Source organism: Ancylobacter koreensis, assembly GCF_023016525.1.
Classification (GTDB): Bacteria; Pseudomonadota; Alphaproteobacteria; order Rhizobiales; family Xanthobacteraceae; genus Ancylobacter; species Ancylobacter koreensis.
In genome coordinates, this window is record NZ_JALKCG010000008.1 from 128719 (window position 1) to 152506 (window position 23788).

General features: G+C 68.2%; 23 protein-coding genes. 3 read left to right on the plus strand and 20 right to left on the minus strand.

All coding sequences use genetic code 11. The features are described 5' to 3' along the window. Positions 1 to 27 precede the first annotated feature (27 nt). From MWN33_RS16885 to MWN33_RS16960, 16 genes are all read right to left on the minus strand, one after another. Entirely contained in the window at positions 28 to 834 is an 807-nt protein-coding gene (locus tag MWN33_RS16885) for a GntR family transcriptional regulator (RefSeq protein WP_247202209.1), read from the minus strand. A 139-nt stretch (positions 835 to 973) separates the two neighbouring features. Beyond that, entirely contained in the window at positions 974 to 2068 is a 1095-nt protein-coding gene (locus MWN33_RS16890; protein WP_247202210.1) for an Ldh family oxidoreductase, read from the minus strand. Between the two features lie 17 nt (positions 2069 to 2085). Continuing rightward, complete coding sequence (locus MWN33_RS16895) at positions 2086 to 3117, minus strand: amidohydrolase family protein (protein ID WP_247202211.1); 1032 nt, start codon at positions 3115 to 3117, stop codon at positions 2086 to 2088. A gap of 71 nt (positions 3118 to 3188) precedes the next feature. Continuing rightward, positions 3189 to 4694: a tripartite tricarboxylate transporter permease gene (locus tag MWN33_RS16900; protein ID WP_247202212.1), complete on the minus strand. Its 1506-nt coding sequence runs from the start codon at positions 4692 to 4694 to the stop codon at positions 3189 to 3191. A 28-nt stretch (positions 4695 to 4722) separates the two neighbouring features. Next, positions 4723 to 5187: a tripartite tricarboxylate transporter TctB family protein gene (locus tag MWN33_RS16905; RefSeq protein WP_247202213.1), complete on the minus strand. Its 465-nt coding sequence runs from the start codon at positions 5185 to 5187 to the stop codon at positions 4723 to 4725. Between the two features lie 158 nt (positions 5188 to 5345). Then, entirely contained in the window at positions 5346 to 6347 is a 1002-nt protein-coding gene (locus tag MWN33_RS16910; RefSeq protein WP_247202214.1) for a tripartite tricarboxylate transporter substrate binding protein, read from the minus strand. A gap of 114 nt (positions 6348 to 6461) precedes the next feature. Continuing rightward, entirely contained in the window at positions 6462 to 7841 is a 1380-nt protein-coding gene (locus MWN33_RS16915) for an NAD-dependent succinate-semialdehyde dehydrogenase (protein ID WP_247202215.1), read from the minus strand. A gap of 119 nt (positions 7842 to 7960) precedes the next feature. After that, positions 7961 to 8257, minus strand: coding sequence for an antibiotic biosynthesis monooxygenase family protein (locus MWN33_RS16920; RefSeq protein WP_247202216.1), 297 nt, complete (start codon positions 8255 to 8257; stop codon positions 7961 to 7963). Between the two features lie 21 nt (positions 8258 to 8278). Continuing rightward, entirely contained in the window at positions 8279 to 9364 is a 1086-nt protein-coding gene (locus tag MWN33_RS16925) for an Ldh family oxidoreductase (RefSeq protein ID WP_247202217.1), read from the minus strand. Beyond that, on the minus strand, positions 9364 to 9780 hold the full coding sequence (locus MWN33_RS16930) for a cupin domain-containing protein (RefSeq protein WP_247202218.1): 417 nt from the start codon (positions 9778 to 9780) through the stop codon (positions 9364 to 9366). Before MWN33_RS16930 ends, MWN33_RS16925 begins: the two co-directional genes overlap by 1 nt. A 10-nt stretch (positions 9781 to 9790) precedes the next feature. Then, complete coding sequence (locus tag MWN33_RS16935) at positions 9791 to 11047, minus strand: MFS transporter (RefSeq protein ID WP_247202283.1); 1257 nt, start codon at positions 11045 to 11047, stop codon at positions 9791 to 9793. A gap of 10 nt (positions 11048 to 11057) precedes the next feature. Further along, entirely contained in the window at positions 11058 to 11915 is an 858-nt protein-coding gene (locus tag MWN33_RS16940; RefSeq protein ID WP_247202219.1) for a GntR family transcriptional regulator, read from the minus strand. A gap of 2 nt (positions 11916 to 11917) precedes the next feature. Then, positions 11918 to 12925: a CobW family GTP-binding protein gene (locus MWN33_RS16945; protein ID WP_247202220.1), complete on the minus strand. Its 1008-nt coding sequence runs from the start codon at positions 12923 to 12925 to the stop codon at positions 11918 to 11920. A gap of 4 nt (positions 12926 to 12929) precedes the next feature. Next, positions 12930 to 14438 (minus strand): tripartite tricarboxylate transporter permease, encoded by a 1509-nt coding sequence (locus MWN33_RS16950; RefSeq protein ID WP_247202221.1) that lies wholly within the window; start codon positions 14436 to 14438, stop codon positions 12930 to 12932. Between the two features lie 6 nt (positions 14439 to 14444). Beyond that, positions 14445 to 14951 carry a tripartite tricarboxylate transporter TctB family protein gene (locus tag MWN33_RS16955; protein WP_247202222.1) on the minus strand — a complete coding sequence of 169 codons (507 nt, stop codon included), beginning with the start codon at positions 14949 to 14951 and terminating at the stop codon, positions 14445 to 14447. 67 nt (positions 14952 to 15018) lie between these two features. Beyond that, positions 15019 to 15999 (minus strand): tripartite tricarboxylate transporter substrate binding protein, encoded by a 981-nt coding sequence (locus MWN33_RS16960; protein ID WP_247202223.1) that lies wholly within the window; start codon positions 15997 to 15999, stop codon positions 15019 to 15021. Positions 16000 to 16158: 159 nt separating this feature from the next. On the opposite strand from MWN33_RS16960, the gene MWN33_RS16965 reads away from it, so the two are divergent. The 3 genes from MWN33_RS16965 (at position 16159) to MWN33_RS16975 (ending at position 19352) form a co-directional block, all read left to right on the plus strand. Then, positions 16159 to 17391 (plus strand): LVIVD repeat-containing protein, encoded by a 1233-nt coding sequence (locus MWN33_RS16965; RefSeq protein WP_247202224.1) that lies wholly within the window; start codon positions 16159 to 16161, stop codon positions 17389 to 17391. A 29-nt stretch (positions 17392 to 17420) separates the two neighbouring features. Continuing rightward, positions 17421 to 18128, plus strand: a complete 708-nt coding sequence (locus tag MWN33_RS16970; RefSeq protein ID WP_247202225.1) for a hypothetical protein — start codon at positions 17421 to 17423, stop codon at positions 18126 to 18128. 378 nt (positions 18129 to 18506) lie between these two features. Beyond that, positions 18507 to 19352, plus strand: coding sequence for a fumarylacetoacetate hydrolase family protein (locus MWN33_RS16975; protein WP_247202226.1), 846 nt, complete (start codon positions 18507 to 18509; stop codon positions 19350 to 19352). A 217-nt stretch (positions 19353 to 19569) separates the two neighbouring features. Here the strand turns inward: MWN33_RS16975 and MWN33_RS16980 are convergent, their stop codons facing one another. The 4 genes from MWN33_RS16980 to MWN33_RS16995 all read right to left on the minus strand — a co-directional run bounded on the left by MWN33_RS16980 (position 19570) and on the right by MWN33_RS16995 (position 23785). Further along, complete coding sequence (locus MWN33_RS16980) at positions 19570 to 21093, minus strand: tripartite tricarboxylate transporter permease (protein WP_247202227.1); 1524 nt, start codon at positions 21091 to 21093, stop codon at positions 19570 to 19572. Positions 21094 to 21122: 29 nt separating this feature from the next. Continuing rightward, positions 21123 to 21650, minus strand: a complete 528-nt coding sequence (locus tag MWN33_RS16985) for a tripartite tricarboxylate transporter TctB family protein (protein WP_247202228.1) — start codon at positions 21648 to 21650, stop codon at positions 21123 to 21125. Between the two features lie 66 nt (positions 21651 to 21716). Further along, complete coding sequence (locus MWN33_RS16990) at positions 21717 to 22727, minus strand: Bug family tripartite tricarboxylate transporter substrate binding protein (protein ID WP_247202229.1); 1011 nt, start codon at positions 22725 to 22727, stop codon at positions 21717 to 21719. Positions 22728 to 22948: 221 nt separating this feature from the next. Beyond that, entirely contained in the window at positions 22949 to 23785 is an 837-nt protein-coding gene (locus MWN33_RS16995) for an IclR family transcriptional regulator (RefSeq protein ID WP_247202230.1), read from the minus strand. Between the last annotated feature and the right edge of the window lie 3 nt (positions 23786 to 23788).

The following is a 23788-nucleotide window of genomic DNA, read 5'->3' on the forward strand; positions in this document are numbered from 1 at the left end:
GGACCGAAACCGTACGGGTCCGGTGGCCTATGTCACGGACACCGCCGAACGCTGGGCATTGCCGGAGCGCTGCAGCCGGTGCTCGAAGCGGAAGCGGTCGGCGCGGTAATAGGCGCGCGAGCATTCGACGGCGGCGCCCGATTCCAGATAGGTGATGCGCTCGACGAGGATGAGCGGATGGCCGACCGGCACGCTCAGCATGGAGGAGCGGAAGTCGTCAGCGAGGATGAACTCGATGATCTCGTCGGCGCTGACGATGCTCATGCCGAAGTCGCGTTCGAGCACGGCATACATCGGAACGGACAGGTTGAGGCGCAACAGGTTCGGGGCGAGCGCCGAGGCGATGAAGGTGGTGCGGAAAGCCACCGGCGGCGCGGCGGGAAGCGCCAGCACCTTGCGTATCTTGAAGACGTCGCTCCCCGCCGCGATGCCGAGCTTGTGGGCGAGCCAGTCCGGCGCGGGCGCCGTCTCAGCGCTGAAGAGCTGCACATGTTCGGCCGGCTCGGCGTCGAAGCCGCTGTTGAGGAAATGGTCGGCATCGCCCAGATGTTGCGCCAGCCGCGCCGCCAGCACGAAGGTACCCCGCCCCTGCTGGCGCTTCAGCAGCCCCTCGTCGACCAGCGAGGTGACGGCCTGCCTGACGGTGATGCGCGACAGCCCGTAGTGGCGGCACAGGTCCGGCTCGGTGGGGATGCGGTCGCCGGGCTTGAGCTCGAAGGTCACGAGGTCGCGCAGCGCGTGCTTGAGCTGCAGCCACAGGGGCGAGCCAACCGCAGCGCGAAGCGGGGGAAGAACGAGTTCCTTGTCTGGGCCCATATCGTTCGAACGCTTCACGGCCTCCCGGAAGAGTGCGGGGAGAAGGCCTCCCGGCATGCGGCAGACCTTCGGAATGTCGGCTCTACTGACGACAGGCGGCAGGCAACATCAACCGGGCAGAACGTCTTAGAAGGACCTGTCCACGCCAAACTGGCCCTCACGCCACCGCCGCCGGGAGGGAAAGCGGCGCGATGGCAAGCTCCCGCGCCACGCCGTCCAGCCGGGCGAGCAGCGGCGCGGGGACCGGCACGCCGGCTCCGCTGCGCTCGCGATAACGGCGCACACGGTCGGCGCCCGGCAGGCGGATGGCCTCGACCCCCGGCAGGCGGGCGGTGTCGCGCAGGCTGCGGAGCTGGGCGTCGACGGCGGCCCTGAAGGCGGGGAGCGGCAGGAAGCGGGCAACATCCAGCGCCATGATGAAATGGCCGGTGTTGGTCTCGGTCGAGGAATCGGCGTTGAAGTCGACCACCTCGCGCCCGAAGGCGGCACCGTTGAGCGTGCCGGCCAGAAGCCCCAGCACGAGGGCAAGGCCGCTGCCCTTGTAGCCGCCGATCGGCTCCAGCACGCCCTCGTCGCTGCGCGCGGGATCGGTGAGCGGAAGCCCCGTCGCCCGCTCGATCATCCAGCCCTCCGGCAGTTGGCGACCGTTGAGGGCGTAGGACTTTATGGTACCGTAGGAGACCGCCGTCGTGGCGATGTCGAGCACCACCGGCGGCTCCTCCCCGGCGGGGATGGCGATGGCCAGCGGGTTGGTGCCGAGCAGCGGCTCGGAGCCGCCCCACACCGCCATGTGGTTGGCGCTCGCCACCGCGCTGTACATGCCGATCATGCCGTGGGCGAGCGGGATGGAGGCATAGAGCGAGGCCGGGCCGGCATGGTTGGAGCGGCGCACGCCGACCCAGCCGATGCCCGCCTCGCGGGCGAGTTCCACCGCCATCGTCGCCGCCCGGTGCATCACCAGATGGCCCATCCCATTGTCGCCGTCGACCCGCGCCGTACCGGGCCCGGTCCGCTCGACGACGATGTTCGGGCGGGTCGTCACCGCCCCGCCGCGCAGCCGGCGCACATATTGCGGGATGCGGAAGATGCCGTGCGCATCCGCGCCGTTGAGGTCGGATTCGACGATCAGGTCGGCGACCTGCGCGGCGTCGGCCTGCGGCAGGCCGCAGGCGCGCATCGCCTCGGTGGCGAACCGCGTGAGGGTATCGGCCGAAAAGCGCCGCGCCTCGGTGCCCGCACCCTTGTCGGCCATCTCGCGCCCCTCCCCGCTCAGGCCAGCGCCGCGACCGGCGATTTCGCCAGCAGCCGCTCGGCCGTGCCGCGCAGAAGGGCGCCCTTGGCCTCCTCGCCGATGGGGAGGCGCCGCACCTGCCGCACACCTTCCAGCGTGCCCATGTCGAACGGGTAGTCGCTGCCGAGCATCACGCGCGCCGGCCCGGCCTGATCGACCAGGAACTGAAGATTGGCTTCGTCGTGCAGGATGGTGTCGTAGAGCAGCCGGCCGAGGCCGGCGTCGAGACCGCCCGTCGCCCGGCCGCGATCCTGCGGGCGCACGTTCCAGCCATGGCGGAAGCGGCCCGACTGGTAGGGAAGGAAGCCGCCGCCATGCGACAGACAGACCTTGAGCGCGGGATAGCGGTCGAGCACGCCGCTGTAGAGCAGGCAGCCGGCGGCGATGGTCGTCTCCAGCGGATTGCCGATGACGTTCTTGAGATAATAGGAGGTCATCCGGTCGCCGCCGGCGATCTTATGCGGGTGCACCAGGATGAAGGCGCCAAGCGCGGCGGCAGCCTCCCAGAACGGCTCCAGCCCCGGGCTGTCGAGATTGGCGCCGTGGATGTTGGTGCCGACGATGACGCCGCGCACGCAGTCCTGCCGCATGATGCGCTCCAGTTCGGCGACAGCGGCGGCGGGATCCTGCAGCGGCACCGTGCCGAGGACGAGGAAGCGGTCGGGATGCGCGCGGGCCAGCGCCACCAGCTCGTCATTGACGATGGCCGAGGTGGCGGCGGTCACGGCGGCGGGCTCGTCATAGAGGAAGAAGTGCGGCGAGGGCGAGATGACCTGAAGGTCGATGCCCGCCAGCGCGAGATCGGCGAAGCGCAGGTCGAGATCCATGGCCGAGCGCGGGAACGGGTTCTGCACCACGCCGCCGATCGCCAGGATGAGCGAACGGTCGTCGATGTCGGTCAGCCGCAGGCCGATCGAAGGCGTCTCGCGGGCGAGAGCTCGGAAGGCGTCGGCCGTGATCGCATGGGCGTGCACGTCGATGACCGGGGGACTCACGGGGGACGCTGTCATGGAAGACCTGTCTCGGTTGGATTCGGATCGGGAAGGCACGGGGCGGAAGGCGTCCGCTCCGTGCCGGGTGTTCATGCCCCGGCGATGCCGGGGCGGCGGCGGGCGAGAAGCATGCGGATCACCGGAAGCAGCAGCATGCCGACCACCGCGACCGTGAGGACGGCCGAGAGCGGGCGCTCGATGAAGATGCTCATGCTGCCCTGCGAGAGCATGAGCGACTGGCGCAGCGAGGTTTCCATCAGCGGCGCCAGCACCAGCGCCAGCACGAGAGGCGGACGCGGCAGGTCGAGCTTGATCATGGCGTAGCCGATCATGCCGAAGACCAGCGTGGTGCCGACCGTGAACAGGCTGAGCGTCGCGCCATAGGCGCCGATCAGCGACAGCACGAGGATGCCCGGTGCCAGATAGGCGTAGCGGATGCGCAGCAGCGAGGCGAAGACCGGCGCCAGCGGCAGGTTGATGACCAGCAGCATCACATTGCCGATGAACATGCTCGCCATCAGGCCCCAGACGAGGTCGGGCTGTTCGTTCATCAGCATCGGGCCGGGACGGATGCCCAGCAGGATGAGGCCGGCGAGCAGCACGGCGGTGGAGGCCGAGCCGGGAATGCCCAGCGCCAGCATCGGGACGAGCGCGCCGTGCACCGCCGAGTTGTTGGCCGATTCCGAGGCGGTCAGCCCGTCGAGGGCGCCGCGGCCGAAGCGTTCGGGGTTCTTGCTCCAGCGCTTCTCGATCACATAGGCGAGCAGCGAGGCCACCGTGGGCCCGGCGCCCGGCATCACGCCGGTGGCGAAGCCGATCAGCCCGCCGCGCAGAATCGCCATGCGGCAGGACAGCCACTCGGTCTTGGTCACCCACAGGTCGCGCAGCCGGGTCTTCATCGGCTCCATCTCCTCGCGGCTTTCGATGGAGACGAGCACCTCCGCGATGCCGAACAGGCCGATGGCGACGGGCAGGAAGTCGATGCCCTCCAGCAGGTCGAGGCTGCCGAAGGTCAGGCGCGAGGTGCCCAGCAACGGATCGGTGCCGACCAGCGCGATGCCGAGGCCGAACACCGCCACCAGCAGCGCCTTCACGGCCGAGCTGGTGCCCATGCTGGCGGTGGCGATGATGCCGAAGGCGGCGATGAGGAAGTATTCCGGCGCGTTGAAGCTCAGCGCCATCGAGGAGAGCACCGGCGTCAGGAAGACCACCGCGATCACCGCGCCGATGCCGGCGAGGAAGGAGCCGATGGCCGCCATGCTGAGCGCCGCGCCGGCCCGGCCCTGCCGGGCGAGTTGGTGGCCGTCGACCGCCGTCATGACGCTGGCGGCCTCGCCCGGCACGTTGATGAGCACCGAGGTGAGCGTGCCGCCATACATGCCGCCATACATGATGCCGGCGAGCATGATGATCGCGCTGGTCGGCTCCAGGCCGAAGGTGATCGGCAGCAGCAGCGCCATGCCGGCCGCCGGCCCGATGCCGGGCAGCAGGCCGATGACCTGGCCGAGGAAGACGCCGACCAGCACGAAGAGCAGGTTGGTCGGGGTGGAGGCGATGCTGAAGCCGTGGGCCAGCAGGGAGAGCGTATCCATCATGTGATCGTCCAGACTGCTCGAATTGACCTCAGATACCGAAGATTCCGCGCGGGAGCTGGACGTTCAGCCAGTGGATGAAGATGAGGTAGATCAGGCCGTCGGTGACGAAGGCCGTCAGGAGGCTGGGCAGCAGCGGGCGCCCGAGCACGACAAGCAGCAGGAACAGCATCAGCGCGAGCGCCGCCGGGATCATGCCGAGAAAGGGCGCGGCCACGACGAAGAGCCAGAGCGCCGCCAGCGCCAGCACCACGCGGCGGAACTCCTCCCGGCTCGGCAGGATCGGACCGTCCTCCAGCACGGGCTCGGCGCCGATGTCGAAGAGCATCAGCGTGGCGAGTATCAGGCCGGAAATGGCGACCCAGACCGGCGCGAAGCCGGAGGCGGGCGCATAGCCGTCCCAGTAGACGAGGTCGATGCCGGCGAACAGCAGCCCGGCGTAGATCAGCAGCATGGCGAGCGCGATGTAGCGCGGCATTCCCGTTGCCAGTCGCATGGACGGTCTTCCTCTTTGCCAATGGGGCGCGCCGCCGCCGGCCGCGTGCCTTTTCTTAGGAGGTCAGGCAGGTCTTATGGTCACTAAGGTCTTGGGGTCAGGCAGGGCTTGATCCGACCGCCCGCCGGGGCGGACGGTCGGCAAGCTTCCCGGCCGGGCTACTGCTTGGACAGGCCCAGGGTGCGCAGAAGGGCGAGGTGGTCCTCGTAGATCTTCTTGAGCAGAACCTTGGTCTGCGCGCTGTCGGTGTATTCGCTGCGCAGATAGTTGTCGGCGATCATCTTCTTCCACTCGGGCGTCTGGACCATCTTGCCGAGCTTGTCGTCCCACCAGGCGACCACGGCGGGGTCGAGATTGGCGGCGCCCATCAGGCCCCAGGCCTGCCCCCACACCACGTCGAAGCCCTGTTCGCGCGCGGTCGGAATGTCCTTCAGCTCGGCATCGGTGCGGCGCTTCTCGTTGAGCACGCCGAGGATGCGGGCCTTGCCGGCCTTCTGCAGCGGCAGCGCCTCGTCGATGGTGAGCACGATCATGTCGACATTGCCGCCCAGGAAGGCGGTCTGCGCCGAGCCGCCGCCGTCGAAGGGAATGTAGTTGATCTCGACGCCGCCGGCCTTCTGGATCAGGCCCGTCACCATGTAGTCGGTGGAGCCGACCTGCGCGCCGGCCTGCCGCACGCTGCGCGGCTTCTTCTTGGCGATCTCGACCAGCTCCTTGAAGCTCTTGGCCTCGAACTCCGGACGCACCGCGACCACGAGGTCGGCCTGCACGAACAGGGCGAGCGGGGTCAGCTTTTCGAAGGTGTTGGGCAGGCCCTGCGTGATCGGCGTGGTCAGCATGGGCTGGGCGATGGCGAGATAGGTGTTCTCGTCGCCGGCCTTGCCGAGCACGTAGTTGCTGGCCACCATCCACGAGCCGCCGGTGCGGTTCACGACGACGATCGGCGGTTCCTTGACGATGCCGGTCTGCTGCAGGACCTGCGCCATGCGGCGCATCATGACGTCCGGCGTGCCGCCGGCGCTGGTGCCGACCGTGACCTCGATGGGTCCGGTCGGGGCGCGCGGCTCAACCGCGCCCGCCGGCAGAATACCGGATGCGAGGCCGGCCGCCGCCGCGACACCGGCGAGAAGCAATCGACGCGAGAGATGGGTGGCAATCATTGGCGTCTCCTCCTTGGTTTTATCTTATAACGTCTTATGACGTTTTAATCTTGGTATCGGCTCCTGCGGCGCCCGTCAATCGGCGAAGCGGGTTCTCGCTCCGGTGCGGCGCGGTCAGGCGGCGGGGCGTGCCGGGCCGATCCAGACGGTCTTGATGTTGGTGAATTCGCGCAGCCCGTAGACGCTGAGCTCGCGGCCATAGCCCGAGCGCTTGATACCGCCGAAGGGCAGGCGCGGATCGGAAGCCACCTGCCCGTTTATGAACACGGCGCCGGCCTCGATCTCGCGGGCCAGCGCACGGGCGCGGGGAACATCGGCGGTCCACAGGGCGGCGCCGAGGCCGAATTCGGTCGCGTTGGCCAGTTCGATGGCCTCGTCGGCGTCGCGCGCCCGGATGATGGCGGCGACCGGGCCGAAGGTCTCCTCGCGGAACACCGCCATGTCGGGGGTCACGTGGTCGAGCAGCGTCGGCGCGAAGAAGAAGCCCTCCCCGTCCACCGGCGCCCCGCCCCGGCGCAGCACGGCGCCGGCCGCCATGGAGCGTTCGACCTGCCCGGCCAGATCGCGACGCAGATTGTCCCGCGCCATCGGCCCGACATGGACGGTGCGCTCGGACGGATCGCCCATCGTCAGGGCGTCCATCTCGGCCGTCATCGCCGCGACGAAGGCGTCCGCCACCGCCTCCTCCACGATGAAGCGCTTGGCGCAGACACAGCTCTGACCTGCATTATGGAAACGCGCCTTCACCGCGAACGCCGCCGCTGTGGGAATGTCGGCATCGGCCAGCACGATGAAAGGGTCTGAACCGCCCAGCTCAAGAACCTGCTTCTTGAGCGCGCGGCCGGCCTGCGCGGCGACGAGGCTGCCCACCTCGGTGGAGCCGGTCAGCGTCAGCGCCGCGACGCGGGAATCCTCGATGAGCGCCGCGATCTTCGAATGATGGACGAGCAGGTTCGCCATCAGCCCTGCCGGGGCGCCCGCCTCGGCGAAGACCTGCTCGATGGCCTCGGCGCATTGCGGCACGTTGGAGGCGTGCTTCAGCAGCATGCCGTTGCCGGCCGCCAGCGCCGGCGCAGCGAAGCGAAAGAACTGCCAGAACGGGAAGTTCCACGGCATGATCGCCAGCAGCACGCCGAGCGGCTCGAACACGACGTAGCTGTCGCTGGCGAAGCTAGGGGCGCTTTCGGGCGCGAGGAACTCCTCGGCCTTGCCGGCATAGAACTCGCAGCACCAGGCGCATTTCAGGATTTCCGCCTCGGCCTCGCCGATGGGCTTGCCCATTTCCTGCGTGATCAGCGGCGCCCAGCGGGAGACGCCCTCGCGCAGCACGCTCGCGAGGCGCAGCAGCAGAGCCGCGCGCTCGGAGATGGGCGTGCGCTTCCAGCCCCGCTGCGCGGCGACCGCATCGCCCACACGCCGTTCAAGATCGGCCGGGGAAAGCTCGGCATAGCTGCGCAGCACGGCGCCGGTGGCGGGATTGACGGAATCGAACATGGAACGCCCCAGAAGACTATAACGTCTTATAACGTTCTAATACGACCGCGACAAAGTCAACCCTCGGCAGCGAGGATCGAGGCCATGGCAGGCGGGCGCCGGAACGCCCGCCTGCCGGGTCAGAAACGGCTGACCTCGGTTTCGTGCGTCACGGAGGGCGGCGCGGCGAAGAAGCCGCCGACGAGGCCGCGCCAGCCCTGGAAATCCTCCGACGAGCGGAAGTCGACCATGTGGTTTTCCACCGTCTCCCACACGACGCGGAGCCGGTAGATGTTCGGCGTCTCGATGACCTTCTGCAGCGAGAGGCCGTGGCAGCCGCGCGCCCGCAGGAACAGCGGCGCCGCCTTGGCGACGGCGGCCTCGAATTCCGCCTCCGTGCCGGGCTGGATGGTGAGTTCGGCAACTTCCATGATCATGATGGTTCTCTCCGTGACGGGTCAGGCGCCGAGCGGGGCGATGGCGAGCTGGCGGGCGAGGTCGTCGAGCTTTGCCAGCAATTCGTCGGGCAGCGGAATTCCTTCCTCCGCGCGGCGGCGGCGGCGTTCGGCGCGCTGTTCGCCGGGCAGGCGGATCGTGCCGAAGCCCGGCAGCGTCTCGCCGTCCTTCAGATCGGCGACGTGCCGCTCGACCTCGCGCTGGAAGAGCTCCAACGGCACGAAGCGGGAGATGTCGAGCGCGAGGATGAAGTGACCGGTATTGGTCACGCTGGCATTGTCGGCATTGAAGTCGATCACGTCCTTGCCGATGGCCGCCCCGTTCAGCGTGCCGGCCAGAAGGCTCAGCATCAAAGCGAGGCCGCTGCCCTTGTAGCCGCCGACCGGCAGCAGGATGCCCTGCTTGCTCTCGGCGGGATCGGTGATCGGCGCGCCCGTGTCGCGGTTGACCATCCAGCCTTCCGGCATCGGCTTGTCGAGCAGCACGTGCTTCTTGACCGTGCCGTAGGAGACCACCGTCGTCGCCATGTCGAGGATGAGCGGGCCCGAGGCGCCGCCGGGCACGCCGATGGCGAGCGGATTGGTGCCGAGCAGCATTTCCTTGCTGCCCCAGATCGCCATGTGATTGGCGCTGGCGACCGCGGAGTAGATGCCGATCATGCCGTGCGGAATCGGCATGGCGGCATAGATCGCGGCCGGGCCGGCATGGTTCGAGTGATGCGCCCCGACCCAGCCGATGCCGTTCTCGCGCGCGATCTCGATGGCGGTCTCGGCCGCCCGGCTCATCACCAGATGGCCCATGGCGTTGTCGCCGTCGACCAGCGCCGTCGAAGCCGCCGAACGGTTGACCTTGATCGACGGCCGCACATTGGTGCCACCGGCCTTGATGCGCGCGATGTATTGCGGCAGGCGGAAGATGCCGTGCGCGTCGGCGCCGGTGAGGTCGGCTTCGACCATCAGCTTCGCGACGGTGGCCGCGTCTTCGGGCGGCAACCCGACCGCGACGAGCGCGCGGACGATGAAGTCGACCAGCACCGGGGCCGGCTGCGGGCCGTCCGCGCGGGCGGCCGGAAGGGGCGTCGCGCTCATCACATCCTCTTCGCGTGCTCGGAGGCCACCGGGCGCGTCTCGCCGGTCTCCAGATTGGTGCGCGTCGCCTCGACGTCGGCATAGGTCCAGAAGATGCTCATCTCCTCGGTTTCCGAGGCGTTGATGAAGCGGTGCGGCGCGTTGGCGGGGATCCAGGTCGTGTCCATCGCCTTCAGCCGGTGCTCGGCGCCGTCGATGACGGCGATGGCGTCGCCCGAGAGCACCATCACGCTCTCCTCGCAATTATGGCTGTGCAGTGCGATCTTCGCGCCGGGCGAGAAGATGGTGATGCCGTTGATGAGGCTCTTCGCCCCGAGCCCGGGATGCACCAGCGGAATGGTGCGGGCGCCGTTGCCGCGGTCGGCGGGGCGGATCTCGTCGGGGCGCAGTATGGCTCCCTTGGGGTTGTCGGACATGTCGTTCTCCCTATGAATCGGAAATGCGCACCGGCACCTCGGTGTGGGCGGAGCGGCGGCGCTCCTCGGCGATAAGCGGCGTCAGCAGCAGCGCCCCGGCAAGCGGAAACAGCGCGAGCAGGACGAACGCGACCGGCCAGGAAAAGGCCGTCACCGCAAGCCCGAATCCGACGCCGGCCCCGGCGCTGACGATGCGCATGATGGTACCCTGAAGCCCCAACGCCTGCCCTGAGCGGGCATAACCCGCCATCTCCGCCGTGGCGGTGAAGGCGAGGCCGTTCCAGGACAGGGTGAAGATGCCGGCCAGCAGCAGCGCCGCGACCAGCGGCATGGTCGGGCCGTTGGCAAGCAGCGCCGTCGAGCCGAGCAGCAGGACCAGCACGAAGCCGTGCAGGCGCATCTGCGGCACACGTTCGCCGGTGCGGTCGGACAGCCGGCCGGCGATGACGCGCGCCGCGCCGCCGCCGATCTGGATCAAGGCGAAAGCGGTCGCCGCCGCCGCCAGCGAGAAGCCGCGATATTCGGTGAGGAAGATCGCCGTGAACGAGCCGACGGCCGTCTGCGCGCAGGAGAACAGGCCGGCGCACAGCGCCAGCCTCCACAGCGGCCGGTCGCGCAGCGGCGACGGCAGGCCCGCCGCGCGCGGCGCCTCGACCCGGTGCGGCGGCGGCAGCAGGCCGATGGCGGCGACGATGGCTCCGAACATGAAGAAGACACCGAGGGTGACGAAGGCCCCTCGCACCCCCCATTGGGTGGCGGCGAAGGGAAGCGCCATGGCCGCCAGCGCGCCACCGAGCGTGACCGACATCTGCCGTATGCCCAGCGCCAGCCCGCGCTCGCGGCGGGAGAACCACGCCATCACCGAACGGCCCGACGCGGAGATGGTGACGGCGCTGAGCCCGCCGGCCAGGAACAGCAGCGCGCCGACCGCGAGAACGGAATCGGCGAAGCCCGCGAGCACCATCAGCAGCCCGGCCGTGCCGAGCCCGACGCCGCTGACCAGACGCTCGCCGAAGCGGTCGGTCGCCAGCCCGCACAGGATCATCATCGACATGGTGCCGATATTGGCGGCGGCGAGCACCAGCCCGGTCTGCGCCAGCGACAGCTCGAAGCCCGAGCGCAGCAGCGGCCCGATGGAGGGAAGCCCGTGATGCAGCGAGGACATCGACGCCTGCGAGAGGACGCCGGCGCCGAGGACGACCCATTTCAGATTGGACGCCGGCCCGGAAGAAGATCCGGCCGGCGGCTCCGGGCGGGCGGCACGCATGTTCACGGCCTCACGACCTCCGCCTGGAACGGCCGCCCGGCGTGCCGGCCTTGCGCGGCGGAGCCGCCGTGTCCGCAGGCACCGCCCCCTTCGCCCTGCCCTCCTCTGGCCGGGGATCGAGCGTTTCGAGCCGCAGCGGATTCTCCAGCAGGCGGAATTTCGTGTTCACCACGAGTTCGAAGGAGCGCTTGTAGTGCTCGACCAGCAGGCGGCAGGCCTCGTCGGCGTTGCGGGCGAGGCAGGCGTCGAGAATGTCCTTGTGCTCCTGTACCAGCGTGGTGCGCAACGGCGAGCTCATCGCGGAAATCGAGCGGCGGCGCGCGCGGTAGCGGGTGAGCTGCTCGTAGAGCTTGCGGCAGAAGCCGATCAGCCAGTCGTTGCGGCAGGCCTCCAGCAGGGCGAAATGGAATTCCTGATGGGCGCTCGACCAGGCCGGCGTCAGCAGATAGTCGCCCGCATCCGTCGAGGCGGCCTTGGAGAGCCGGTAGAAGGCAATGACGATCCGCTCCTCCCACGCCGTATCGCCATGGAGGATGGACAGGCGTAGCGCCGTCTCCTCCAGCACCAGCCGCACATTGGTGATCTCCAGCAACTCGGCCTCGTCGAGGTCGGCGACGAAGAAGCCCTTCTGCTCGTGCTTGCGGACGAGGCCGTCGGCGCAGAGACGATTGAGCGCGTCGCGCAGCGGGCTGAGACCGATGCCGTAGGCGGCGTGCAGGTCGGCGACCAGCAGCTTGCGGCCCGGCTCCAGGCTGCCGTTCATGATGTCGGTATAGACCTGATCATAGGCCAGCGCGGCCAGCGAAGCCGGCTTGACCGCCTTCAGGGGGACGATGTTTTCCGCACCGGTGTCGGGTTTGCGCGCCATGTCTATCTGCCGTTCTCGACCCCTGCGGGGTGTCCCGTCACGATGGCTTCGAACGACCGCCCCACGACGTCAACCGGCATGTTGCGGGTGATCACCACGAGGCGCGACAGGGGGCGGGCCGTGGGCCACGAATCGAGAGGCTCCGGCCACCCGAAGAGCGGGCCGACGCCGTGGATCACCACAGGCCCGGCCGCGCCTTCGAGGTTCAGCAGCGCCTTCATCCGGATGAGATTCGGCGCCCGCAGCGAATAGAGCAGATCCAGCCAGTCGCGCAGCTTCGCCCAGCCCAGCGGCTCCTCGACCTCCCGCGACCAGGTGGCGACCCCGCGATGGCGCGCGGCGGCTCCCCCCTGCCGCAGCCGGTAGGCGCGCGGCGGCGCCGGCGGCACGGGTTCGGGCGCCAGCAGCGAGGCGATGTCGAGCGCGCCCGGATCGAGGATCGCGACCCGGGCGGCCGGGTTCATGCCGCGCAGGCTGTCGGCCAGCGCGTTCACGATGTTGGCGTCGACGATGTCCGCCTTGGTGATCAGGCAGAGATCCGCCTGGGCGATCTGCGCCACCGCTTCGTCGCAGGTGCGGATATGCTCGGGACCCAGCACGCCGTCGACGGTGACGATGACCTTGGCCAGCCGCACCGGGCGGGGCGTGCCGGAAAGCCGCCGAAGCTCCGCGACCACGGGAGCGGGATCGGCGAGCCCCGTCGTCTCGACGATGATGCGCGAAAAGGCCGGTATCTCCCCGTTCCCCGCGCGGACGAAGAGTTCGCCTATGGTGTCCGTGAGGTCGCCGCGTATCGAGCAGCACACGCAGCCATTCTCCAGCAGCAGCGTGTTCTCCACGGCGCTGCGGACGAAGAGCTGGTCGAGCCCGATCTCGCCGAACTCGTTGATGATGAGCGCGGTGTCGGCAAGGGCGGGCTCGTTCAGCAGCCGGCGGATCAGGCTCGTCTTGCCGCTGCCGAGGAAGCCCGACAGCAGGAAGACCTCCACCGTGTCGTCGCCGGCCGCCATCGCCTCAAGCCTTCTTGCGGCTGAGGGAGAAGAATGAGGCGACCGCGATGATCGCCGCCAGCGCCAGCAGGCCGAGCGCGATGGGATGGCTCATCGCCGCCACGAAGTCCCCGCGGTTGATGATGAGCGCGCGGCCGAGATTGGTTTCGATGATCGGCCCCATCACGAAGCCGAGGATCACCGGCAGCGGCGAGAAGCCCACCTTGTCGAGCGCGATGGCGACCCCGCCGAGCACGAGGAACATCACCACCTGCACGATGGAGTTGTCATAGGCATAGGCGCCGACGATCAGCAGCGTCAGCACGAAGGGCGCCAATATGCGGGCCGGCACATAGGCGATCGGCACGAAGAAGCGGATGCCGAACCAGCCGACCAGCAACAGCGCGATGTTGCAGAGCACGAGGCCGATGAAGATCGCCATGGCCAGCGGGCCGCCCTGGCTGAACAGGGTCGGGCCGGGCACGATGCCCTTGCTCACCAGCACGCCGAGCAGGATGGCGATGGCCCCGGTGCCGGGCACGCCCAGCGCGAGCGCGGGCACGAGGGCGCCGGCGACCACCGCGTTGTTCGAGGATTCCGGGGAGGCGATGGCATCGTCGACGCCGGTGCCGAACAGGTCGCGGTCCCTAGACCAGCGCTTCTCCTCATTATAGGCCAGCACTGCGGCCACCGTCGGCCCCGGTCCCGGCAACGCGCCGACCGCGGTGCCGATGAGACCGCCACGGATGGAGGCCGGCAGAATCTTCACGAAGTCGCGCAGCCCGAAGCCGTCATCGGCGCCGGACCTGATGAGGTCGTCGGCCGAGGGCGTATGGCTGCCCGCGCCCTCCCGCCGCGCCTCGAAGGCCGCCAGCATCAGGCGCAGCCCTTCCGGCGCGGCGAGGAACGCCATGATCATGACGATCAGCGGGATGCCGTCATAGAGGAAGGGCTGGTCGAAGGTCAGCCGCGTGCCGCCGAAGGAGGAATCGCCGACGGTGGAGAGCAGCAGGCCGAGCGCGCAGCCGATGAAGGCCTTGATGGGTTCCTTGCCGACGAAGCCGCCGACGATGGTCAGGCCCAGTATGCCCACCGCGAACAGCTCGGAAGGGCCGAACTGCAGGCCCACCCAGGCGAGGCCGCTGGCGGTGAAGATGAAGATGACGCTGGAGAGCAGCCCGCCCACGACGCCCGACACGTTCGAGATCTGCAGCGCGCGGCGCGGCCGGCCCTTCATCGCCATGGGCGAGCCGTCGAGCATCGTCATGATGGCGGCGCTGGTGCCCGGCGTCTTGATCAGGATGGCCGGTATCGAGCCGCCATACTCGGCACCGGAATAGATGCTGAGCATGAACATCACGGCGCCGGCCGGCTCCATGAAATAGGTGAAGGGGAACATCAGTGCGAGCGCCTGCGAGCCGCCGAAGCCCGGCAGGATGCCGAAGGCGGTGCCGATGAATACGCCCAGCACGATCAGCGCGATGTTGACCGGGTCGACCGCCAGCCAGAAGGCCGGAATGAATTGCTCGATCATCCGTCGTCACCAGGCGATGTGGCGGGGAAGGAAGGTCAGCGGCAGGAAGACCGACAGCCCCTGTACGAAGACGATGTAGACCACCGCGACCGAGCCGACGCCGGAGACCAGCGAGGCGACGACATGGCGGGTCGCCACATAGGTCATCGCGGCGCAGAAGCCGAACACCGCGACCTCCATGCCGAGATATTCCAGCGCGACCGCGAAGGCGGCGAGCGCGAGGCAGCTCAGCACCACGTCCCGCACGTTCAACGACGCGTCCGGCTCGCCCTCGGCCGGGACCGGCACCGCGCCGGCCCGCGCAGAGAAAAGGCGCAGCACTTCGCGCGCGATCCCGATGAGGCTCAGCACGCCCATGAGGACCACCGCGAAGCGCGGGAACATCGCCGAACCGGGGTAGCCCGGCAGCAGCGGCTGGGGAAAGTCGGCGGTCAGCGAGAAGACCCACGCCGCGAACAGGGCGAACAGCCCGTAGAGGATGAGGTTCTGGACGGAGGCTTTCTGGGCGGACATGGGACGGCGGCGCCTTTGCGGAAAGCGGGATCGTCGGGAGCGCCCGTCGGCGCTCCCGAGGCGTGCGTCACTTGAGCAGGCCGGCGGCCCTGAGCGTGTCGCCCATGGTCTTGCGCTCGTCCTGGAACGCTTTGGTGGCGGCCGCAGCGTCCGTGTTCAGCGCCGGAACGACGTGGCTGTTCTTTTCGAGATAGTCCTTGTAGCGCGGGCTCCCGATCGCCTTGGTCACGGCGGCGGCGATCTTGGCCTCGATGGCCGGCGGCGTGCCCTTCTTGACGAAGATGCCCTGCACCTGATGGGTGATGGGATAGACGAGGCCCAGATCGGCCGGGATGGGAACGTCCTTCAGGCCCGGCTGCTGCACGTGCTCCTCGTTGATCAGTATGAGGTAGCGGGCATTGCCGGAATCGACATGCGGCTGCCAGATGCCGGGCGGGCCGATGGCGGCGTCCACATGGCCGCCCAGCGCGTCCTTCATGGCGTCGCCGGCACCGTCATAAGGCACGTAGCTCCAGGTCACGCCGGCGGCGCGGAACAGCTTGTCGAGGTGCAGGTGATGGGCGGAGCCGGGCTTGTTGGCGGCGACCGTAACCTGGCCGGGACGCGCCTTCATGTCGGCGATCAGGTCCTGGAAGGTCTTGTACTTGCTGCTGGCCGGCACGGCGACGACGAAGAGGAACTTCTCGACATCCGCCACCACTTCGAAATCATCGGGGTTCGGCCGGAAGGTCGGCAGGTTCATGTAACCGGCATAGGAGGTGTTGCGCTGGAGCCAGGTGTAGCCGTCGGCCGGGCGGCTATCGACATAGCTCGCCCCCTCATTGCCCGCCCCGCCGGGCTTGAACAGCACGGAGATCGGCTTGCCGAGCTCGGCGCCGACGATTTCCGAGATCAGCAGGCACCAGTTTGCGGCACCGGAACCCGCATTGGTGGCGCAAACGAATTCGATCGGACCTTCAGGCCAACGAGAGGCATCTTCGGCGGAAGCCAGACTCAGGGTCGTCAGCAGCGCGCAGGCGCCTGCTGCGAGCTTGATCGCGCGCATCATCGTTTTTCTCCGAGCGTTTCCCTTTCGCTGCCGCGCCTTTGTCAGCACGTTCCAGCGTCCTTCAGTTAAGCGGGCGGCCCTGCGGCAAGTCAAGTTAATTTATAAATTGCTGCATCCTTTGCGATTATTTATATGGACTGCATCAGCCGGGAGGACGCGATGCAGGGCGCAGTACAGAAGAACATCAAGCTGCTGTCACAGGATACGCTGCGGGGGTTCGGCGGTGTCGGCGAGGGTATGAGCCTGCAGATCGCACCCGACGGGCGCCGCATCCTCTGGATCGCCCATGAAGGGGCGCCGAAGAATTTCAGCGGGGTCGACGTGTCAGATCCGCGCGCGCCGCGCGTCGTCTGCCAGCTCGACCTGCCGCATCCCCGGATGCGGTCCAACTCCCTGGAAGTGTGCGGCAATCTGCTCGCGGTCGCCTATCAGGTGAACAAGCCGGGCGACAAGCCGGCCGGCATCGAGCTGTTCGACGTCTCGGTGCCCGAGGAACCGCGCTCGATCTCGTTCTTCGACACGTCGGGCCCGCATTCGCGCGGCGTCCACTGCCTGTGGTTCGTCGACGGCGAATATATCCACGCCTCCAGCGGCTCGGCCGATTTCGTGCCGACCCACCCGCGCGACGACCAGTTCTACCAGATCATCGACGTGCGCGATCCCGCCCGCCCGCGCGAATGCGGGCGCTGGTGGTATCCCGGCACGCGACAGGGCGATGCGGCGCCGCCACCGGCCCGCGTGCGCGCCCGGCCGCTCGATTCGCTGCGCGGGCCGGACGCCTTCCGCCTGCACAATGCCAACGTCTATCCCGACCATCCCGACCGGGCCTATATCGGCTATATCGACGGCGGCGCCTTCATCCTCGATATCGCCGACAAGGCGAGCCCCAAGGTGGTGGGTTCGTGGAACCCGCACCCGCCCTACCCCGGCTTCACCCACACGGTGATGCCGCTGTTCGAGCGCGGGCTGCTCGTGGTGACGGACGAGTGCGTGCTGGACGATGCCGAGGACTGGCCGAAGCTGACCTGGATGGTCGATGCGCGGCTGGAATCGAACCTCGTGCCGATCGCCACCTTCCCCATGCCGCCGGTCGAGGAGTTCGGCCACAAGGGCGGGCGGTTCGGCTCGCACAACATTCACGAGAACCGGCCCGGTCCCTCCTTCCGCAGCGAGGAGATCATTTTCGGCTGCTTCTTCAATGCGGGCGTGCGCATCTTCGACATCCGCAACCCGTACCGGCCGGAGGAGATCGCCTGCTTCATCCCGCCCGGCCCGGCCGGCTCGCCCGTGCCGACCGCGCAGATGAACGAGATCTATGTCGACGAGCGGGGCGTCATCTATTCCGGCGACCGCTGGTCGGGCGGCCTCTACATATTGGAGGCCGATATCTGAGGCGGTAAGGGCGCGAAGGCGGGATGCCGATGATCAGCCTTGTCTACGGAATCATCGAATCCCCCTCGGCCGCACTTGCGCGCGAGGCGGCGAGGCCGGCGGGGAATGGCGGCCTCGGCCCGATGGCGGCGACCATCGCCGGGGGCACGCCGGCCTTCCGGCTCAACAGTCCCGGCTGGATCAATGCCGGGCCGGACATCGTGCAGGGCGTGGCGGGAACGCAGGCGCTGACGGAGTATTGCCGCGCGCGCCTGCTCAACCGCGTGTCGGTCTTCGCGCTGGCGCTGCGCTCCTTCCTCTCCGCCTATGTCGATTTCGCGGTCGCCGAAGTGGAGCGCCGACGCGACGAGCTGGAGGCGCGGCTGCGCGCCCTCGGCCTGCCGGCCGATGACGGATTCCCCACCTATCGCGACTGGGTGTTCTCGGCGCTCCTGCCGGTGCCGCAGGTCCATGTCGCGATGCCCGGCGATGCCGACCCGGTAGCGGTCGACGTGCTGTTCTGGACCGGCCGCTCCGCGCTGGCGCTGACCCTCGAAGGACGCACCATGCCGACGCCGCGCCAGCGTCGCGCGCAGGAGGCGATGCTGGCGGCGCATCCCGCGATGAAGGCGGCCACGCTGGCGGTGCCCGCGGACGGGCATTCCTGGGCCTTGTGCGAGCTCGCCGGACATTTCGACGGCGCACTGCTGCCCGACACGGGCCTGCCCTTCGGTCCCTACCGTATCCTCGCGGGCTAGCGCGGTTCTGGCGCGGCGAGAACGCGCCGGAACCCGCGCGTGCCCCCGGCAAGTTCGGCATCGATCCTATCGGCCATGGCGGAATATCCCTCTCCGCCTCGCCCGATCTGCAACTCGCGAGCGCTCTGCCGCGATGCGGGTTGGTGGAGTTCATCGGCGGCAGCCTCTATGTCGATGGCATCGTCGCCGATCCCTACGTCGTCGGTGCGGAGGCCGAATTGCGCATTCCCGACCGGCCGGGCCTCGGTGTTATCCTCGATCCCGACGCCCTCGCCCCTTCAACAATGCCCCCGCGACTCCCTTCGCGCCCCGCCCAGGGCCCATTCGTGCCGAGGAGCCCGACACGTGGCTCCCGCGACAGACCAGGAGGAAACCTCAATGAAACTCGTCCGCTACGGGGAAGCCGGCCATGAGCGGCCCGGCCTGATCGACGCCTCGGGCGTGCTGCGCGATCTCTCCGGCCTCGTGCCGGACATCGCCGGCGGCGCTCTGCTGCCCGACAGCCTCGCGCGGCTGCGCGCGCTCGATCACGCCGGCCTGCCGGCGGTCGACGGTCAGCCGCGCCTGGGCGCCTGCGTCGGCCAGGTCGGCAAGTTCGTCTGCGTCGGGCTCAACTACACCGACCACGCTGCGGAGGCCGGCATGCCGATCCCCGAGGAGCCGGTGCTGTTCATGAAGCCTACGAGCTGCATCGTCGGCCCGAATGACGACGTCGAGATCCCGCGCGGCTCGACCAAGACCGACTGGGAGATCGAACTCGGCATCGTCATCGGCAAGCCGGCGAAATACGTGTCGGTCGAGGACGCCTACGACCATGTCGCCGGCTACTGCATCGTCAACGACGTCTCCGAACGCGCCTTCCAGCTCGAACGCGGCGGCACCTGGGACAAGGGCAAGGGCTGCGACACCTTCGGCCCCGTCGGCCCCTGGCTCGTGACCACCGACGAGATTGCCGACCCGCACGCGCTCGACATGTGGCTGGAGGTCGACGGCGTGCGCCGGCAGACCGGCTCGACGCGCACCATGATCTTCGACGTGCCGACCATCGTCTCCTACATCAGCCGGTTCATGAGCCTTCAGCCGGGCGACCTGATCACCACCGGCACGCCGCCGGGCGTCGGGCTTGGCCTCAAGCCGCCCGCCTATCTCACGCCCGGCCAGACCATGCACCTCGCCATCTCCGGCCTCGGCGAACAGAGGCAGAAGACCGTCGCGGCGGGCTGAGTGAGGGCGGGCATCGTCAACGTCGCCTCCATCGCCGGCACGGAGGGCGATCCGAACGCCTCGCATATTCGGCGTCCGAGGCCGGCGTCCCGCGCCGTCTACTGACGCGCCGTGCATCCCGGGACAGCGCCGCACCGCTCGTCGTCCCGGGAGCGAGACGGCCCTGTCGGGCGGCCGCAGTGGGGGCGAACGGCCGCCCGAGCGCCAATCGCCGCCCTCAGACCTCGGAGGCCTTTCTGCGCCGGAGCGGACCGAAGACCGCGCCGAAAGCCTGGCGCACGATCCGGCTGCGACCGAACAGCGAGTAGAGGATCAGCGCCATGAAGACGAGCGCCAGGGGCCGCTCGAAGAACGAGAAGACATCGCCGTGCGCGGAGAGCAGGGCCCGGCGCAGGCCGATATCCGCCATCTGTCCGAGGATCAGCCCGATTACCAGCGGCGCGACCGGGTACTCCATCTCCTCCAGCACGAAGGCCAGCAGGCCGAAGCCGAACATCAGATAGACGTTGAAGACGTTCAGGCCCAGCGAATAGGAGCCGAGGATCGAAATCATCGCCACCATCGGCAGGACGATGAAGGGCGGCAGGCGCAGGACGAGAACGGACAGACGCGCCATCGCCAGTCCGCAAATCGCCATGGCGATGGCCGACCAGAACAGGAAGGCCGCGATCTGCGGGATCACCTCGGGAGATTCGATTGCCAGCATCGGCCCCGGCCGCAGCCCGTGCAGCCACATCGCGCCCAGCAGCATGGCGGCGGGCGGCGAACCCGGCACGGCAAGGGTGAGTACCGGCACGATGGCGCCGCCGATGCAGGCATTGGCCGCGACCTCCGGAGCGACGACGCCGCGCATATTGCCCCGCCCATAGGTCTCGGGATCCTTGGCCGCGCGCTTGGTCGCGTCATAGGCGCTCCAGGCGGCAACGTCCTCGCCGACGCCGGGAATGGCACCGACGCCGACGCCGATGAGGCCCGAGCGGGCGATCAGCATCTTGCATTTGCCCAAAAACTTGAAGTCGGGCCAGACCTTCGACAGCAGGGTGCTGCGCTCGAGGCGACCGTCGGAATCGCGCAAGCCCCGGATGATCTGCGGAATGGCGAAAGCGCCGAGAATGACCGGAACGAACTCGATGCCGCCGGCAAGTTCGGGAACGCCGAAGGTGAAGCGGCTGTAGCCCTGTATGGTCTCGATGCCGACGGTTGAAATCGCAAGGCCGAGAATGCCGGCGATCCATCCCTTGGCAGGCAGATCGTCGGAGGTCAGCGAGCCGCAGATCAGCACGCCGAAGACGGCGAGCAGGAAGAACTCGATCGAGGTGAACTGAAGCGCCAGCGCCACCATGAGCGGCATGACGAGCAGCATCATGGTCAGCCCGAAGATCGTCCCGAGGGCCGAGCCGAGCGTGGCGTTGGCGATCGTCTCGCCGGCCCGGCCCTGCTTGGCCAGCTGGTGTCCGTCACGAACGCTCGCAGCGCCCGCCGAGGTGCCGGGAATGCCGATCAGAATGGCCGACTGGCACCCGCCATAGACCGCGCCGACATAGGCGCCGATCAGCGCGATGATCGCCACGTCGGTCGGCAGGTTGAAGGTGACGGTGCTCAGCAGCGCGACGGCGAGCGTCGCCGTCAGACCCGGAAGAGCACCGAAGATGATGCCGAGCATCACGCCGCCGAACAGGATGCCCATCTTGATGGGCGTGACGGTGGCGACGACCTGATGGAGGAATTCGATGAAGTACATGCTGGGTCTCCCTCGACGGGCCGTCGGGCTCAGGGCATCGGGACCTGGAAGAATTCGGTGAAGATGTACCCGATCACGGCCGGCGCGATCAGCGCGATCAGCGCGATCTTGAGCACGGCCCACACGGTGAATGGCCTATCGGGTGCGCGGTGAAAGGCCAGCATGGTGACGAACAGGAAGGTGGTCGAGGCCACGTGGTATTCGAACCTGCCGATACCGACGAAGACGTAGAGGCCCACCAGCGCCGCCGCCGCCGCCATGCGGTGGAGGTCGCGGTTGCTCCCGATCGCCCGAAGTCCCTGCGCCGCGACCTGGCCGAGCCCGCGATGGCCTCCGGCCCGGACGGCGTGCATCAGTACGTTGGCGCTGAAGAGGATGAGGAGAACGCCGAGGACAGCGGGGAACAGCCCGGGGGAAAGGTACCAGTCCTGCTGCAACCCGCCCGACTGGACGATCCAGGGCATGCGGCTCGCCGCGACGATCATCACGGTGCCAAGCAGCATGAAGGCGATCGATGTGACGAAATCGGCCTTTCTGAGCGGCCTCTCGGAAGACATGTGTTCGGCTCCGTGATCGCACGAAGGGGGAGAGCCGGGACGCGAGCCCCGGCTCGGCTGGCGCCGTCAGGGCCGCGCGATGTCGAGGGTGGTCGGGTCGACCTTGCCGACCTTCAGGTCCCACAGGGTCCAGCTCAGCGCGCTTTCCATCTCCTGCAGCTCCTTCTGCGAGGCGTCGCCGCGCGTGCCGAAGATGGTGAGGAGCTTGTCGTCGGCGATCTTCTTGAGTTCAGGATCCTTGACGGCAAGGTCGAAGGCGGCATCGACCTTTTTCACGACCTCCGCGGGCACATCCCCCGGCAACGCAAAGCCCACCCACTGACGGGCCGGAATATCCTTCAATTTCGGATATGCTTTGCCAATGCCAGATATCTTGCCCAGGCCCGGAAACTCCTGATCGGTCATCTCGACCAGCCCGAGCGAGCGCAGGCGCCCGCCCTTGATGTATTCCGCCTGCTCGGAGACGCTGGAGATGACCGCCGCCGTCTCACCGGACATCGCCGCCACCATGGCGGGCGCGCTACCCTCATACGGGATGAGATTGAGCTGCGTGCCGGTCGCGTTGGCGAGGGCGACGCCCTTCAGGTGCCACACCGAACCGAGCGCGCTGTGCGAGACGTTGACCTTGCCGGGGTCCGCCTTCGCCGCAGCAAGAAAATCATCGACCGTCTTGAACGGCGAATTCACCGGCACCGCCAGGCTGCCCGGCGCGCCGGCGACCATGTACCAGCGCCAGTCCTTGGTCTTGGTCGGGTGGAAGCCCATGACGGCCGTGGTCTGCATCGCCTCCGAGGCACCCAGCCAGTAATTTCCGTTATGTGGCTGTGACCACACATAATTCATCGCCACCGCGCCGCCGCCGCCGGTGCGGTTGACCACGTTCACCTTGACGCCGAGATGCGGCTCCAGCGCCTTCGCCATGAGGCGGTTGACAAGATCGGTCGCGCCGCCGGCCGACGACCAGACAGAATCCTCGATCGGACGGTTCGGCCAGTTCTGCGCATGGGCGGGGACGGCAAGTGCGAGGGTGACGACGGCACCCGCGAGCGCCTGAACCCAGCTAGGACGTATAATCATGGCGTTTCCTCCTCTCCGCTCTGCAGACGGCTTCGGCGCCCGAGATGCGGATTTCCCAGATGTCCGGCTCTACGGCCGCTTCCGGCGGGCGGGTCTCTGCGGACTCGTCTCACCCTAAAGTCGAAGGCTATTCTGATATTATAGAAAGTCAATTCATAAGAAGAAATAGACATCGAAAATTCCTGCCTTTCGCCGGCCGGCGAAGGCAGCGCGGCGATCTCTCACCCCGCGGTCATTTTGGTCGGATCGGACACATGGCCGAGCTGGACCGACAGATCGCGCCCGGCCTGCTGGACCAGCGCGGAAATCTCGCCGATGCGGTTCAGGCCCAGCCGCCAGACAGGCGCCGAAATGCCGATCGCCGCGATCATCCGGTTCCGGAAGTCGAACACGGGCGCCGCCAGGCAGCGCACGTCCGGGTCGAACTCGCCGTCGTCGAACGCGATGGCATTGCGCCCCGCCTCGCGGATCGCCGCCTTCAGCAGATCGGCGTCGACGATCGTCTTGGCGGTGATCGCGGTCAGCGAGATCGAGGCCAGAAAGGCGTCGAGTTGCGGATCGGAAAGGGCGGAAAGCAGGATCTTCCCGATCGCCGTGGCATGGGGCGGGCGGGCCGAGCCGATGCGTTCGGCCAGGCGTATGGAGGCCGTGCCGTCGCATTTGCCGATGATCACCACCTCCCGGCCGGCGCGCACCGCGATGTGGCTGTTCTCTCCCGTCTCATCCGCCAGCGCGGTGAGGAAGGGCGTCGCCGCATTCAGCAGTTCCAGCTCGTCCAGCGCACCGGAGGCCAGGCTGAAGAGCCGTGGGCCGACCCGGTAGCGTTTGCTCTCCGGCTCCTGCCGCATGAGGCCGAGCGTCACCAGCGTCTTGGCGAGGTGGAAGGTCGTGCTGCTGTGCAGGCCCACCTCCTTGCTCAGCTCCGCCAGCCCGATGCCCTGCCGGGCCCGCGCCACGGACTGAAGGATCGCCATCGCCCGGTGAAGCGACTGCACCCCCCCGGTAACGCCGACGATGGCGGCGTCGAGCTCGGCGTCGGCAGATTTGACCTTGGGCATCGA

Excerpts from the sequence above, each read along its gene's own strand:
- MWN33_RS16890 (WP_247202210.1), bottom strand. The coding sequence starts at position 2,068 with ATGGCCGACAAGGGTGCGGGCACCGAGGCGCGGCGCTTTTCGGCCGAT.
- MWN33_RS16895 (WP_247202211.1), bottom strand. The coding sequence starts at position 3,117 with ATGACAGCGTCCCCCGTGAGTCCCCCGGTCATCGACGTGCACGCCCAT.
- MWN33_RS16900 (WP_247202212.1), bottom strand. The coding sequence starts at position 4,694 with ATGATGGATACGCTCTCCCTGCTGGCCCACGGCTTCAGCATCGCCTCC.
- MWN33_RS16905 (WP_247202213.1), bottom strand. The coding sequence starts at position 5,187 with ATGCGACTGGCAACGGGAATGCCGCGCTACATCGCGCTCGCCATGCTG.
- MWN33_RS16910 (WP_247202214.1), bottom strand. The coding sequence starts at position 6,347 with ATGATTGCCACCCATCTCTCGCGTCGATTGCTTCTCGCCGGTGTCGCG.
- MWN33_RS16915 (WP_247202215.1), bottom strand. The coding sequence starts at position 7,841 with ATGTTCGATTCCGTCAATCCCGCCACCGGCGCCGTGCTGCGCAGCTAT.
- MWN33_RS16920 (WP_247202216.1), bottom strand. The coding sequence starts at position 8,257 with ATGATCATGGAAGTTGCCGAACTCACCATCCAGCCCGGCACGGAGGCG.
- MWN33_RS16925 (WP_247202217.1), bottom strand. The coding sequence starts at position 9,364 with ATGAGCGCGACGCCCCTTCCGGCCGCCCGCGCGGACGGCCCGCAGCCG.
- MWN33_RS16930 (WP_247202218.1), bottom strand. The coding sequence starts at position 9,780 with ATGTCCGACAACCCCAAGGGAGCCATACTGCGCCCCGACGAGATCCGC.
- MWN33_RS16935 (WP_247202283.1), bottom strand. The coding sequence starts at position 11,047 with ATGCGTGCCGCCCGCCCGGAGCCGCCGGCCGGATCTTCTTCCGGGCCG.
- MWN33_RS16940 (WP_247202219.1), bottom strand. The coding sequence starts at position 11,915 with ATGGCGCGCAAACCCGACACCGGTGCGGAAAACATCGTCCCCCTGAAG.
- MWN33_RS16945 (WP_247202220.1), bottom strand. The coding sequence starts at position 12,925 with ATGGCGGCCGGCGACGACACGGTGGAGGTCTTCCTGCTGTCGGGCTTC.
- MWN33_RS16950 (WP_247202221.1), bottom strand. The coding sequence starts at position 14,438 with ATGATCGAGCAATTCATTCCGGCCTTCTGGCTGGCGGTCGACCCGGTC.
- MWN33_RS16955 (WP_247202222.1), bottom strand. The coding sequence starts at position 14,951 with ATGTCCGCCCAGAAAGCCTCCGTCCAGAACCTCATCCTCTACGGGCTG.
- MWN33_RS16960 (WP_247202223.1), bottom strand. The coding sequence starts at position 15,999 with ATGATGCGCGCGATCAAGCTCGCAGCAGGCGCCTGCGCGCTGCTGACG.
- MWN33_RS16965 (WP_247202224.1), top strand. The coding sequence starts at position 16,159 with ATGCAGGGCGCAGTACAGAAGAACATCAAGCTGCTGTCACAGGATACG.
- MWN33_RS16970 (WP_247202225.1), top strand. The coding sequence starts at position 17,421 with ATGATCAGCCTTGTCTACGGAATCATCGAATCCCCCTCGGCCGCACTT.
- MWN33_RS16975 (WP_247202226.1), top strand. The coding sequence starts at position 18,507 with ATGAAACTCGTCCGCTACGGGGAAGCCGGCCATGAGCGGCCCGGCCTG.
- MWN33_RS16980 (WP_247202227.1), bottom strand. The coding sequence starts at position 21,093 with ATGTACTTCATCGAATTCCTCCATCAGGTCGTCGCCACCGTCACGCCC.
- MWN33_RS16985 (WP_247202228.1), bottom strand. The coding sequence starts at position 21,650 with ATGTCTTCCGAGAGGCCGCTCAGAAAGGCCGATTTCGTCACATCGATC.
- MWN33_RS16990 (WP_247202229.1), bottom strand. The coding sequence starts at position 22,727 with ATGATTATACGTCCTAGCTGGGTTCAGGCGCTCGCGGGTGCCGTCGTC.
- MWN33_RS16995 (WP_247202230.1), bottom strand. The coding sequence starts at position 23,785 with ATGCCCAAGGTCAAATCTGCCGACGCCGAGCTCGACGCCGCCATCGTC.